This is a genomic window from Aureimonas pseudogalii (genome assembly GCF_014196835.1).
In the GTDB taxonomy this organism is placed as follows: domain Bacteria; phylum Pseudomonadota; class Alphaproteobacteria; order Rhizobiales; family Rhizobiaceae; genus Aureimonas; species Aureimonas pseudogalii.
Genome location: NZ_JACIEK010000005.1, coordinates 16999 through 30205, shown reverse-complemented (window position 1 = coordinate 30205; position 13207 = coordinate 16999). Strand labels below are relative to the sequence as shown.

Sequence of the window (13207 nt, the reverse complement as noted above, 5' to 3'; positions counted from 1 at the left end):
TCTCGTTGGACGGGACGCACGCGCATGCTACTTGAGGTTCGACTCGGAGGCGACATGGAAACCAAGGAAGGGCGGGAGTTCAGGCTACGCTACGTCGGACAACGGTTCGAGGGAGCGAGGCTTCCGCTCGACGTCATTTCTGATCTGCCAGCCTTTCGAAACCTCGTCGTCGCGTTCGCAAAGGATATCTGGCGCGCCGAGAACCACGGCCGTGTCCGGCTGCCGAAGGGGTTCGACCAAGCGCTGGGGTTCGATCTCGTCGCGCTGGAGGACGGGAGCGCCGTTCCTTGCCTCGCATGGAGCCGTGAGTCCGCCCAGGTGCCGCTGCCAACGATGTCCGACTACATCGATACGGTCGTCGACGCCGCTTATCAACAAGCCGTTGACCTGATGGATCGCGCTGCCCGGGGCGACTATCCCGCCGGGGCGCTCAGCGTAGCCGCCGTTCGGGCGCTGGACCGCTTCGGCTCGTCTCTTCGTGAGGACGAACGGATCGAATTCCTCGGGAGCGCCGGCCGCGACGGCAACGTCGTTTCGATCACGCCAGAGCGTCGACGGCAGTTCCTGAAGAAGGTCAAGGATACCTACACGCTTCGCGTGGAAGGTATCGGCTGGCTTTCTGGACTGAGCACTGAGGCCGGATGGATCGAAGTCCAGACCGATCAACATGGGTCGCTACGCATCCCTGTAGATGGCGATGAGGTTCATCAGGCCTTCGATGGGAACACGCGCCAGCGGGTGCGGTTCGACCTCTCCGTGATTTTCGATCGCGAGGATGCGGTCCGTTCGGTCGCCGAAGCGCACGACGTCGCGATGATCGACGAGGAGGTCGATCAGGCAATCGAGAAGGCGGAAACCCGCCTGTCGCACCTCAAGACCTTGGAAGATGGCTGGAAGGATGGAGAGGGCGTCGCGATCGCGGATCGATCCATCAAGAATGCTCAGCACCTTCTCGCGCGACGCTCGACACTGGCCACGTCGTTCCGGATTTACCCGACCCTTGAGGGTGGCGTGCAGATCGAGTTCGAAGCTGGAGGCTGGGAGTTGTCGGTCGAAATGTCGGCAAACGGCGAGGTCGAGTTCTACGGGTCACGTCTTGATGGAACTGCGGATTTCGACCCGAGCACCTACGAGGGAATCGACGAGGCGTTCCTAGAGGAGCTTGATGACCGGGTCGGCGCATACCCGACGACGGGAGTCTTCTCTTGAGCGAGGAGATGAACGGCGACGAGGTTCTCTTCCGTCAGATCCATCCCGAATGGGTCCAGGACGGTCTTCCGACCAGTCAGGGTTTCCGGCCGACGCCGAAGGACGCGGGCAGTCTGTCCGTCGACCGCTCGACCTTGTGTACCGCACATGACAGCTACGCTCTCCATGCCGACGTAAAGCAGTTGGCGACTGCCGGGACCTGGGGCGTGAGCGTCGAAGAGTTCGCCGAGGTCTTGGTCGAATGCCGCCCCGACCCGATTGAGGCGACGCCGACGGAGCCTGCGAACGCCGCCCATGCGGTCGCCGACTTCACGCCGCTACCCGCCAATCGTTGGAAGCCCGTTTCGCAAAAGCTGAAGACCGTAGCCGCTCGACGGGGCCGACAGCACCCGTAAGCCCGGGAGACCGAAGGGTCGAGACATCGTGGAATTGTTCCGGAAACGGCTTGCGGCTTGCCGTGCCATCGCAAGAGGATTGTGAAAGGCCGAAGTGCCGGCGCCGCCGTCGCCCTTCGCGCCGTTCCGAAAACGGCCGTTTGCGAAAGGCTCCTCCCATGCTCCTCGGCTACGCCCGCGTCTCCACCACCGACGACCAGTCCACTACCGCCCAGGCCCGCGCGCTGCGCGACGCCGGGTGCGATCGCGTGTTTGAGGAGGTCGCGTCCGGCGGGCGCTGGGATCGCCCGGAACTGCATCGGCTGCTCGATCACCTGCGGCCGGGCGATAGCTTGGTCGTGTGGAAGCTGGACCGCCTGTCGAGGTCTCTGAAAGACGCCCTCGCCATCATGGAGAAGGTGGAGAAGACCGGCGCCGGGTTCCGATCCCTGACCGAGGCGATCGACACGACGACCCCGGCCGGCCGGATGATGATGCACATGGTCGCCGCCTTCGCCGAGTTCGAACGCGGGATGATCCGCGAGCGAACCGCGGCCGGTCTCCGACAAGCCAAACTCGAGGGCCGCGTCGGCGGGCGTCGGAGCAAGCTCACCACTCGTCAGCGCGAGGAGATCGCCGAGAGTGTCCTGTCGGGCAGGCGGACGGCAGCCGACATGGCGCGGCTCTACCAAGTGAGTCAGCCGACGGTAAGTCGTATCGTGGCGGATGCGAGGTCAGGACTCGGCTGAAGCCGTCATGGACTTCTCCGGTACGATGACGAGCGACTGGTCGACCGCTATCGACCCTTCTAAGACATCTGCCTGCCTGTTGTCGTTTCCCGTAAGCTGCCGCTTCCAGAACGCAGCTATTTTACCATCGTCAAACTCAGCGAGCGTTACCGAGGCGTCCCATGCATTGGATCATCCAGGAGAACATGTTCTGGGAGAAGGCGGTCGAGCGTTTAGCGAAAACGCTCTCGCAACTCGACATCAAGCATACATCCGTCAAAGTCATCCCTTTCGACGGCGGGCTCGAGCCTGACATCGAAGTTTCCGAACCAGCGGTCGTCGTTGGCTCTATGTCTCTGTCGCGACATGCCGTGCGCAAAGGTTGGACACCCGGGGCGTGGATGAAGGCCGAGGGCTTCGGCTACGAAGCCTACATCGAAGCATTCGGCGACCTCATGCTGAACCATGAGGCCCGTGTCGTTCGCTTTGCCGACGCGCTCGACCACGACATGGAAGCCTTTTTCATTCGGCCGGACGACGATGGGAAGCTGTTCGCCGGCACGGTCATGGATCGCTCCGACTTCGCCGAGTGGCAAGCCAAAATCGCCTCGGCGGACTCGACATGGACGGTCACGCCGGACACCAAGGTCATCGTTTCCGCCTTGAAGACGATCCAAACGGAAACCCGTTTTGTCGTAGTCGACAGCGAGGTCATCACCGGCAGCCTCTACAAGGTGGGCGGGCGCGTTCGCTATGATGGGCAGGTTTCCCTTGCGGTGGAAGCATTCGCTCGTCAGCAGGCGCGGGTATGGACACCTGACCGCGTCTGCGTGCTCGATGTCGCGGAGACCGACGAGGGCATGCGGATCGTCGAGTTCAACAACTTCAACTCAGCCGGCTGGTACGAGTGCGACATCCGCAGGATCGTGATGGCCATCGAAGATTTCATCTGATCGAGGCAACAGCACCAAGGCCCTGCCGCTGTAGACCCGCCATCAGCTTTCGCCGATGCTCGTCCGGAAGCGGACGGTCGCCTTGCCACCCGGACCAGTCAATCGCTTCCCGCTCAGTTCTAGGCCGCCTGCTGGATTGGTGGCCTTCGCTACCGAATGCCGTAAAGACTCTTGTCTTGGTGGAGCTCGGCCTTGGAAGTCGCTTGGCAGTGGCTAGTCTCCGCGGGCGGTCCTAGCCCGCCCAGAGGCATGGGAGAACGCATGGCATACTGGCAGATAGCGGCAGGCTCGGACCAACGGACCTACGCCGACCGCTTCACGCGTCACGGCATGGCGTTCGTCGGTGGCGACGCGCAGGTGAAGACGATGGCCGGCGTGCAGCCCGGCGATGTCGTCGTCCTCAAGCAGGGCATGACCAGCATTCTCGCGGTCGGCCGCGTCGTCGAGCGGGACGGCCGGCACTCCGGTCTCAACGACAAGCATTGGCTGATGGATTTCGACGGCTGGGAGCTGCGGGCCTGGTGCTTCGTGGACTGGCACGAGCCCGACAAGCCTGTCCCGGTGAACGGCCTGACGCGAGCCACGATCCAGCGGGTCAACCAGGGTCACATCGTTGCCGAGGCCGATCGCATCCTCGCGGACGTTCCGGCCAAGGCCTCCTACGACCCGGAACCCGCCGATACGGCGCGCTTGACCGACGACCAGATGACGCGCGACCTGATCGACCACGGGCTTCGGCCGGGCGCCGCCGAGGAGCTGACCGTAGCGCTTCGGCGCATCCGCCTCCTGGCGGGTTTCTATCTCGGCCGGAAGTGGGACCTGACCAAGGAGCACGAGGCCCGGACGTTCCTCGTCATCCCGCTGTTGCAGGCTCTCGGGTGGGCGGAGCAGCGCATCCAGATCGAATGGACGATTCCCGACGTCGGCCGGGCCGACATCGCCTGTTTCCGGAAGCCCGTGCGGAAGGGGGACGAGGACTGTTCGATCCTCATCGAGACCAAGAACCTCAGCCAAGGGCTTTTCTACGCGACGGACCAAGTGAACCGCTACGCCTCGAAGATCCCGGCGTGCGAGGTGGTCATCGTCACGAACGGCTATTGCTATAAGGCTTACCGACGCGATCCTGCGACTGGCACCTTCCCGAAGTTGCCGACCGCCTATCTTAACATTCGAGATCCACGGACGAGGTACCCCCTAGACCCGGAGAACACCGACGGTGCGCTGGCCGTCCTTCAAATGCTGATCCCGAACTGATCCACCTCGGACATCGGACGGGATGACGGCGCTCCACTTAACCAGCTCGACGGAGGTCGCATGCATCCTCATGAAGGCTGGTGTCGACATCGACGACGTCGCCTCTCTGGGCGGACGGAGTAGCGAGACCACGTCTACCTGTTTGTCGGTAATTCACGAGGCGGATCGAATGGCAGCTTCTGCATTTTGCGCCCGAAAGGCGCTCACCCGTAAACAAACGCGCTACGCCATCAACAGGATGCCCTTATCAAAAGCCCAGCGTTGGAACACGCGAGCAGATCACCAGCTTACGTGCACCGCGCGTCATGGCGACATACAGGTGCCGGGCATCCATCTTGTCCGCTGAGAGGATCACCGCGACATCGGCCTCCAGCCCCTTCAGGAGCAAGGTGCTCCCGACAGCTCGGTTCGGTAGATCCCTGCCGAGTTGGCGATGCTCCTCGCGCATCCGGACGCAGGCAGCACGAAAGCCGTCGGCATCAGTGCACTGGCGAAGCGCCTGCATGCAGGCTCGATGGACGGCAGGGCGGTAGACCCTGACGCCCGACTGTCCGTTGATCTCCGACAGGAGAGCGAGGACGCGCCCGTGGCACCGATCGTCCTCGAACGCCATCGCGGCAGACTCGGCATCGCTGGCCTCCTTCCGCGCACGTCCACCCCGAAGCACCTGAACCCGTCGGACGAAGTCCTTGCCCCCGACGTTGTTCATGACGCTCTCGGCGAAGTCCACGATCACCTCGAGCGCGTTCGGTGCCGACAGGTCGAGCCGCTGCGAGAACATGACGAGGTCCTGGAGGTCGACGGCTTCGACGGTCACCGCGCCGGGTGTCTGGCTGGCGAACGCTCGTTGCGAGGCCGGATTGGTGCTCTCGCCGATGATCAGCACGTTGCCGCCCGCGACGGGGGACTTGGTGAGGCAGGCGCGCAGTTGGGATGGGTGGTCGCTTCCCGACCCGTCGAGCCGCACCCAGGTGACGTTCGGCCCGTTCCTCACATCAACGCGGCCGCCAGTCTCCAGGGTCGCGCGAACCTCCAGGAGCCAAGCGCCGAGATCGTGCGCTCCCGCGTTGATCCAGCGCCATGGGGTGTCCAAGGTCTCCGCCACCGGAAACGTCGCGAGGACGTCGCCGACCCAGTCCGCCATGCAGTCGATCTTGCCGAAGTTGAAGATCGCCTGCATCGGGTCGCCCAGCACCGCCGTCGGAACGAGAGCCGCGATCCCTGCGACGGTGGCATGCTGGAGGCAGGAGCAGTCCTGGTACTCATCGACGATCAGCCTGTCGTAGCTGGCCCGGATCACGTCGTCGACATGCCCGGCGGCAAGCAGCCCGGCCGCAGCTCTCCTCGCCTCCGCATAGTCGGGACGTGCCGCCTCGACGATCGCTGGGTCATGGCCCGAACGCGCGGGGAACGTCGATATGAGCCTCATCGCCCACCCGTCGATCGTCGACAGCCTGTAGGCCCGACGGGAGACCCCCGACCGCTCAAGCCTGCGGCGAAGTGCTGCGACGCCCGCGTGCGTGTGCGTGAGAACAAGGATTGGCAACGGCCGGGCATGGCGGAGCAACGCCGTGGCGATCAGTTCGGTCTTGCCGCATCCCGCGGGTGCGACGACCGAACCGCGCTCGATCGACAAAAGGTCCATGAGCCTTAGACTCCGTCGATCCATTTGAACGCATCGATTACGACCTTGGTCAACTGAGCGTCGGCCGTCCTGAGGTTCGGCCCCACTACGTCATGAGCCGCGTCTTCCATAGCGGTGATTTGCTTGAACCAGCCGCCCTTCTTCGCGGCGGATGCCAGCGCACCCCGCTCGTCGAGGCCCAGCCCGCCGAAGGCAATCAAGGTACGTAGATGCTCTAGTCCGTGTCTCCCTGCCGAAGTCGATTTGATGTGCTGATCGACGAGATCGGCCTCCTTCATCGCGACTGCGCTCTCCAGCAGAGCGCCAACCGCCGCGTCGCCGAGGCCGAGGAACAGTTCGTCCTCAACAGCATGGCCAGCCCGCCAAGCGAACACCTCGCCGCCCTGAGCGAGGAACGCGCCCTCCTCGGGTCCAGACGGCCTGTCGCTATCCCGAAGGACGGCGGTGCGATAGCCCATGGCGATGAACGCTGAGGCGCGCGCGAAGGTGTTGCTTCCGCCACCGTCCACCAAGCCGACACCATGGGCGGTCAAAGATGGATAGCCGTGATCCGTCCGGTAGCGATCGAGGCCCCGGACGAACCCGACCTCCGTCGCTCCCTCGCAGACCAGCACCGACCGCGACAGGAGCGCGTCGGGCGCGAGCCGCACGGCACCCTGCACGTCGCCCGCGACCGAGACCCGAACGATCGACACCTCTCCGGACGAGGTGCGTCGGACGACCTGGAGCTGATGCGTCGTGAGTTCCTTGACCGCGACCGGCGAGTGGGTCGTCAGGAAGGCTTGGAGCGGCGGGACCTGCTCCTTCGACCCCAGTTCCGAGAGTAGGCGGTGGATGCGGTGCGGCTCCAGTCCGTGCTCGAGTTCGTCCACCAGGATCATGGATGCTTGTTCGGCGACGAGCCTCTGCAAGCCGACGACCAGAAGACGGGACGAGCCAAGCCCAAGGCCCTGGAGGGGGACCCCGTCGGAATCGTGTAGCGACACGGTCCCGCTGCGGATGTCCATCGATCGCGGGTCGAGCATTGCCGTGACCCCAGTGCCCACCGGCACCCCCAGCCGATCTGACAGGCCCTGGACGGACTGGAGCGCCGAGGCGAGGTCCTTCGCGGCCTCCTCGCCGAACGTGGTCCGGGCGTCGCGTGCTGCCCGGCTCAGCACGGAAGACACATCGACCTTCTCGTCGGAAACCTTGCTGAGGACCGATCCGCGACGCCAGCCGAGATTATGGCCGCCGGCTCCCGCCAGCCGAGTCGGCGCGATGCGTGTCCTGTCGCCCCAAGACAGGTTCTTGGTCAGCCCTTGTCGGGACGCGCGGTCCGAGACCAGCGACCACTGAGGCTCGAGGTCCTCGCCGATCCGCATCTCGACGGTGATCACGGTCTCGAGGCCCTGCCCCGGCTCGTCCTCCAGCAGGCCGACCGTGCGGTCGAAGCCGCGCAGGAACTGGCCGTAGGACTCCAGCGCCATGAGGTTTCCGTCCAATGCCCCCAACGTGGCGGAGATCACGATCTCGCGCCCGCAGTCGAGCAGGTGGAAGTCGGCATCCCCGATCTGTGGCGCCCTGCGCGCACCAAGGCATAGGTCGATCGCTTCGAGGACGGTCGACTTCCCGCTGTCGCCGGGACCGACAAGGCAGTTGATGCCTTCTTCCGGAAGCCACTCGAGCGAGCGGATCCCTCGGAAATTCTGCACGCTTAGCTTCCTGATGCGGGTCATGTCGCGAGGCGCTCCATGCTGGCCGCAAGAGTGCCGACCACGTCATGGAGGAATCAGTTACGCCACGCGGGCCTGATTGTCAGTGGCCCTGCAACTTCATTCGTCCATGTACGTGCTCTCGAACGCCAGCCTCGCGTTCCCCGACGAGGTGCTGACGCCGGTGATGTCGCACGAGGTCTTCGACCGGACGGGGGCGGCCCCGGACAGGCTGAATCCCTGGCCCCGGTACTCCCCCCGGACTTCGTATGGCGCAGGCGCGCAGCCCTTCTTGTAGACGAAGGCGGTCCCGCGGATCGGCACCGACCTCGGGTCCAGGCTCCACGGCCGACCGCGGTAGAGCACCGTCCCCGGCTTCACGGTCCCGGCGATCGAGGCCTTTGGCTTCGCGTACACGATCACACCCTTCCCGGCGTCGACGATCATCTCGGACCCGTTGTGGTCGTATGGCAGGCCGTCGAGCGAGTTCAGGGAGACCACGTCGGCCTTTGTCGACGAGGACGGCGTCGGCTCCTCCTCCCCGCCGCCCAGCGCCGCCATGATCGCGCGATCGAAGGCGGCGCGCTCGGCCTTGGTCAGGCCCGCAGCCTTCATTCCGGCGCCGACGCGCCGTTCGAGCTTAGGTCCGGAGAAGAAAGAATACGCAGGAACCCCCAGGCTCGCGACCGCCTGCCCATCGACGTTGGCGGCGGTGATGTCGAGCGCGGCGCACTCCGCCAGCTTCTCCACGGTTGCTGTCCTCTTGAGGGACCCGTAGCACGTCTCGACCGCCTCGGCGGCGCCGCTGATCCCGCCCTCGCCGTAGATGCCGCGGAAGGCGGCTGCACCCCGCTCCGCCCCCGCCGAGACCGACCGCGACAGATCGGGACCGGCCATCGCGGCGGGCGACAGGGCGAGCATGGCGGCAATGGTCAGGACGCTGGCGGCTAGACGCATGAGGACTCCGTCGATCGTGGAGCCGTCACCCTGCCACGATCGAGGAAACCTTCGGTTGCCGAAGCCACTCGCATTCTCACGGATCGACGCCGAAACGCGGAGCTTCGACGGTTCGGGAATCCCGAACTAGATGCTTCGAGTTTCGAAACGTTCGTGACCGAGGCCGGATCGACGACCGAGCGGTTAGTTCGAACATCCCGAACTATCGAACGACAACACGAAGCCGGATGGTTCGACGGTTCGGGATTCTCGAACAATGGAGATGGTCGAGCGTTCGGGAGTTTCGAACCGAATGTTTCGACTTTCGAAGCGTTTTGCGCCTTCGACGTCCGGCCATGTGACGAGCCGATTTCCGAAAATCGCGATACGCTACAGGCTCTTACCCGGCGTGACAGCCGTCTTCGCCGAAATGCCTTTATTAGTTAGGGAGGGTCTTTGGGTAGGGCCGTTAGGAGCGGAGCGACGGTCGGCCCGTCTTCGGCCGACGCAGTCGGGCGCTTGACGAAGGCCCGTCCGGGCCTGACCCTGAAACGCAAATGACCCGGCCATATGGGATTGCCGTCCCGGCCGGGTCTTTGATGCGGTTCTGTGGAGGTGACGATGCGCGATCGAGCCGCACCCGTCAAGGCATGAGCATAGCGCCGGAGGCCTTCGAGTGGCTTCGCGCGCAGGCATACGAGCGCTGGGGCAGGATGCCGAAGGCCGAGCGCCAGGCGGGTGAGATCGCCGCGTGGGGCGCATCGGCCCTTACTCACTGGCGCGAAGGGCGACCGGACGGCGGCGACCTCTCCGACGCGCAGCTCGGGCGGACGGCGAACGATGTCGCGCGCTACATGGTCGAGCGGTACGGCCAGAAGCGTTCTCGGCCGGCGCCCCGCACGACAGCCGAGGGACGCGCCGTGGAGAAGAGGATCATCAGCGCCGTCGTCCCCGACTACCTTGAGGAAATTGGACAACCGGTGACTGCCAAGGCCGTCGCGCAGCACCTCGACGTGAGCGAGCGCAAGGCATCGCGCGCGCTGGCGACGGGCCGGGGCGCTCCGAAGCGCGACGCCCGCGTGGCCGCGTTGGACGGGCACGGACGCATCCTTCACGAGATCGCGGAGGCGCTCCTCCCCGTCGATGGCTTCTGCGTCCTTCGCGCGAGCGACATCGCGGCTCGCCTATGGTCGGACCCGGCGGAGACGGATGCCGCCCGTCGCAAGCGGCGAGAGAGGCTCCTGAAGGCGTTCGCGCCGCTTGCGCTGCTGTCGTTCCATGTCGTTGCCAAGGGCGACCTCTTGGCCCTCCGCCGCGGCCGAAAATGGAAGCCCGAGGATGCCGCCGCTCGCCTGGCAGCCGCGGCCGAGAAGCCCGGCCGCGTCGCGCCTCTCCCCGTCCCGCGGGACAAGGGCTTGTTCTGGGAGTCCGCCGAGGTCAGGGGCCTGATAGCTACCCTCCGCGTCTCCCTCAGGGGTGGCGACCGTCCAGACGTGTTCGAGGACTTCCTTGCCATCCAGCGCCTCGTGCATGACGGACGCGCGGTCATGGGCATCTACCACTTCGCTCATCGGATCAGCGGCAGCATCAACCACTGGTGCAATGACCTTCCGTCCTTCTTCGCCCTGGCGGCCGTCGGGAAATGGGGCATCCGGACGGAGCCGACCGTCAGCCATGCACTCAGCGAGATCGGCTGCCGCATTACGATGCTGGAGGAGGATGGATGCTGGGGCCGCTCCGCCTTTGACACGGTGCAGACCCTGCTCTCGTTCGAGTCGCGCGGCGTGGCTTTCATCGAATGCTTCGATGACGATGCGCGCGCCCGGATCGAGGCATTCCAAGCGATCGTCGACGTATCCGATGCCGACGGCTGGATCGACGGCAGCACCGCGCTCAAACTGTGCGACCGCCTCGCCCGCGAGGAGCGGGATGGAACTTGGTCCGCAGACTCTTGGATCAAGTACGGCGCGCCGTTCTAGGCCATCGGCACCGTCCGGTCGGCATGGCCGGAAAGGACTGACACGGCCGCGAATCCTTGCCATCGCGCCGCGAATCCTTGTCAACGCGCAGGTGCAATCAAAGCGCGATCCCTCGAAAATTCGAGTTCTTGTCAATGATTACCCCTGATTGCAATCTGAATTCTTACTGAGAATTTCTTACCGGAATCCGGTCCTTTCGAGGATTTTTCCTCCGATCGAATCCTTGTATGCGTCCTTCCAGATGCCCTCCGTATCCTCGTTTCGAGCAAGATATTTCAAGTAATCAAATTGGTACAAGTGTCTGTATCTGCTGAATTTTATAAAATAAATCAATTGCACGGCGGGACGGACGCGGGGCACGTTAGGAGGTGACGGAGCCGCTTGGTCGCAGGCAAGTCCGTCGATCGAGAAGATGCAACCTGATAGGAGAATGCGATGTCCGACGTGGACGACATGCAGGCCGCGGGCGACGCGGCGCAGACGACCCGGGGCGAGGTGATCGCCTTGGACGGCGGGGCGCTCGAAAACCCCGCGTTCGTGAGCCACAAGCGCGGCCGGAACTGGGGTGCCGTCCTCAGCGGCCCGAACGCCGCCCGCATGCAACGCACGTTCCTCGCCGCCCGCGGGGCGACGGTGGACGTGTCCGACGTGCAGCCGGGGCAGGTCATCGAGCTCGGCGGCGACTACGTCACGAGCGGCGGGAACCGCCACTACGATCGCCGCTACTTCCTTGTCCTCGACACGGACAGCGAGGAGCGCATGACCGCCGAGCAGCACGACACCGCCGCCAAGGCGCTGCGCGCCGCCCGTGAGCTTGCGAAGGGCACCAGCCTCCCCATCCCCTCTGCCGCGTCGATCATCGACGCCGCACCTGTTCTCTAAGGCGGAGCGACCATGCACATCACCAAGGTCGTCGGCGGACTGCGCTACGACACCGCCAAGGCCGAGGAAATCTGCCGTCTCTCGAAGGGGCGTCCGGGCGACTGGAGCACCGAGGAGACCGCCCTGTACCGCACGTCCAAAGGTGCGTTCTTTCTCGCCGGAGAGGGCGGCGCCCGCTCGCGCTGGGGGAAGCGTGTCAGCGATGGGTTGACCGGTGGCGAGGGTTTGATCCCCGTCACCGTCGAGGAGGCCCGCGACTTCGCCGAGGAGAACGCCGACGCGGAGACCGTCGAGGCCTTCTTCGAAGTCGAGGAGGCCTGACATGCGCTCGCAGATCGAGAGCACGATCGAGCACCTCGAGAAGAGCGGGCGGGCCTGGGACGCGCCGCTCCACGCCTACGGTTCCGACGAGCCGCGAACGGCTGCGATCGGACTTTTCCCCTCCGGATGGCTCGCACTTATGCCGGACATCCTGGACCCCTACAGCCCCGTCGAGGACGGGTTCTCGAAGGCGCTCGTTCCGGTCTACGGCGGCATCCGCCGCGATGCGCTGGTCGAACTCCTCCGTCGCCTCGCGACCGATCTCAAAGCGATCTTCGACGGTGTGGCGGACGGCACCTTCAACGAGGAGGCCCTGGAACTCCTGGAGAGCATGAGGACCGAAGCGGGACGGCGCGGGTTCGGGGAGAACGACGGCGCCCGCATCGAACATGTCGTGGACCACGTCGGAGACTCGGCGGGCGACCTCGGCATCGCGTCGGACACGACAGACGACGACCTCGTCCGGATCGAAGAAGCGCTCAGGGCGGATGCCGTCGCGCAGGAGATCGTGCTCGTCGGCAACGTCGGTGCCTTCCTGCGGGAGGTCCGCGAGGACGCTGCCGAAGACGACGCCTGAACAGCGGCGGGCTTCATGCCCGCCCTTCATCCGAAGGCCGCAGCCGGCCCTGGGATGAAGGGCGAAAGACCTTCCCAACCACTGGAGATATCAATGAACCTGCATCCCGCGGGCGGCATCCAGCCGCCCCGAACGGACGAACTTGACCTGACGAAGCCGCTCTCCGCCTGGATGCCGACGCTTTGGTATCCCGGCTACATGGACGGGATGCCCGACCTCCTCATCGGGCGGCTCCCCGCGTCGTTCGAGCAGCCGTACAAGCTGTTCTACGTGGAGACGCCGGGTGAGCGCGCGGCGCTGCTCGCCGCTCTGGAGAAGCCCGTCCCGGTGAACGGCGACCTCGTCGATTTCCGCGACGGCCCCGACCGTACCTGCTCCCGGCGGAGCCGACTGCGGGTGTCGGACCTAACGGTCTACCTCTACGTGCCGTCTGAGCCGAACTGGCCGTTCTTCCTCGTCACGGCGTATCCGGACGCGGTCGTGCGGGAGGTCGGGCCAGAGGAGTTCGGCCGCGAGCGCTACACCATCGAGCGCTTCTCGACGGAGGAGGAGGCAACGGCCTTCATGACCCGGCTGGGCCTCATGGCAGCAACGGAGGGAGCCGAGATCGACATCACCGCCCCCGACCGCCGTTCCGTGAATTGACGAACCCGGC

13 protein-coding genes are annotated in these 13207 nt (G+C 65.0%); 10 read left to right on the top strand and 3 right to left on the bottom strand.

Annotated features, from left to right (window positions below; translation table 11 throughout):
- Positions 1–54: 54 nt before the first annotated feature.
- From GGR04_RS11090 to GGR04_RS11070, 5 genes are all read left to right on the top strand, one after another.
- The gene (locus tag GGR04_RS11090) at positions 55–1209 is read left to right on the top strand and encodes a hypothetical protein (RefSeq protein WP_183199952.1); all 1155 of its coding nucleotides are present in this window, start codon (positions 55–57) and stop codon (positions 1207–1209) included.
- Positions 1206–1604, top strand: coding sequence for a hypothetical protein (locus GGR04_RS11085; RefSeq protein WP_183199951.1), 399 nt, complete (start codon positions 1206–1208; stop codon positions 1602–1604). The genes GGR04_RS11090 and GGR04_RS11085 overlap by 4 nt, the downstream gene beginning before the upstream one ends.
- 158 nt (positions 1605–1762) lie before the next feature.
- Positions 1763–2332: a recombinase family protein gene (locus tag GGR04_RS11080; RefSeq protein ID WP_183199950.1), complete on the top strand. Its 570-nt coding sequence runs from the start codon at positions 1763–1765 to the stop codon at positions 2330–2332.
- 161 nt (positions 2333–2493) lie between these two features.
- The gene (locus GGR04_RS11075) at positions 2494–3264 is read left to right on the top strand and encodes an ATP-grasp domain-containing protein (protein WP_183199949.1); all 771 of its coding nucleotides are present in this window, start codon (positions 2494–2496) and stop codon (positions 3262–3264) included.
- Between the two features lie 261 nt (positions 3265–3525).
- On the top strand, positions 3526–4518 hold the full coding sequence (locus GGR04_RS11070; protein WP_183199948.1) for a type I restriction enzyme HsdR N-terminal domain-containing protein: 993 nt from the start codon (positions 3526–3528) through the stop codon (positions 4516–4518).
- 247 nt (positions 4519–4765) lie between these two features.
- Here the strand turns inward: GGR04_RS11070 and GGR04_RS11065 are convergent, their stop codons facing one another.
- The 3 genes from GGR04_RS11065 to GGR04_RS11055 form a co-directional block, all read right to left on the bottom strand.
- Positions 4766–6163 carry a UvrD-helicase domain-containing protein gene (locus GGR04_RS11065; protein ID WP_183199947.1) on the bottom strand — a complete coding sequence of 466 codons (1398 nt, stop codon included), beginning with the start codon at positions 6161–6163 and terminating at the stop codon, positions 4766–4768.
- 5 nt (positions 6164–6168) lie between these two features.
- Positions 6169–7881, bottom strand: a complete 1713-nt coding sequence (locus GGR04_RS11060) for an ATP-dependent nuclease (protein WP_183199946.1) — start codon at positions 7879–7881, stop codon at positions 6169–6171.
- 96 nt (positions 7882–7977) lie between these two features.
- On the bottom strand, positions 7978–8814 hold the full coding sequence (locus tag GGR04_RS11055; RefSeq protein ID WP_183199945.1) for a hypothetical protein: 837 nt from the start codon (positions 8812–8814) through the stop codon (positions 7978–7980).
- Positions 8815–9443: 629 nt separating this feature from the next.
- Between GGR04_RS11055 and GGR04_RS11050 the strand changes: the two genes are divergently transcribed.
- From GGR04_RS11050 to GGR04_RS11030, 5 genes are all read left to right on the top strand, one after another.
- A complete protein-coding gene (locus tag GGR04_RS11050; RefSeq protein WP_183199944.1) occupies positions 9444–10772 on the top strand; it encodes a hypothetical protein in 1329 nt (442 codons plus the stop codon).
- A gap of 435 nt (positions 10773–11207) precedes the next feature.
- A complete protein-coding gene (locus GGR04_RS11045; RefSeq protein ID WP_183199943.1) occupies positions 11208–11654 on the top strand; it encodes a hypothetical protein in 447 nt (148 codons plus the stop codon).
- A gap of 12 nt (positions 11655–11666) precedes the next feature.
- Complete coding sequence (locus GGR04_RS11040) at positions 11667–11975, top strand: hypothetical protein (RefSeq protein ID WP_183199942.1); 309 nt, start codon at positions 11667–11669, stop codon at positions 11973–11975.
- A gap of 1 nt (position 11976) precedes the next feature.
- A complete protein-coding gene (locus GGR04_RS11035) occupies positions 11977–12552 on the top strand; it encodes a hypothetical protein (protein WP_183199941.1) in 576 nt (191 codons plus the stop codon).
- Between the two features lie 93 nt (positions 12553–12645).
- Complete coding sequence (locus tag GGR04_RS11030; protein WP_183199940.1) at positions 12646–13197, top strand: hypothetical protein; 552 nt, start codon at positions 12646–12648, stop codon at positions 13195–13197.
- The last annotated feature ends 10 nt before the right edge of the window (positions 13198–13207 follow it).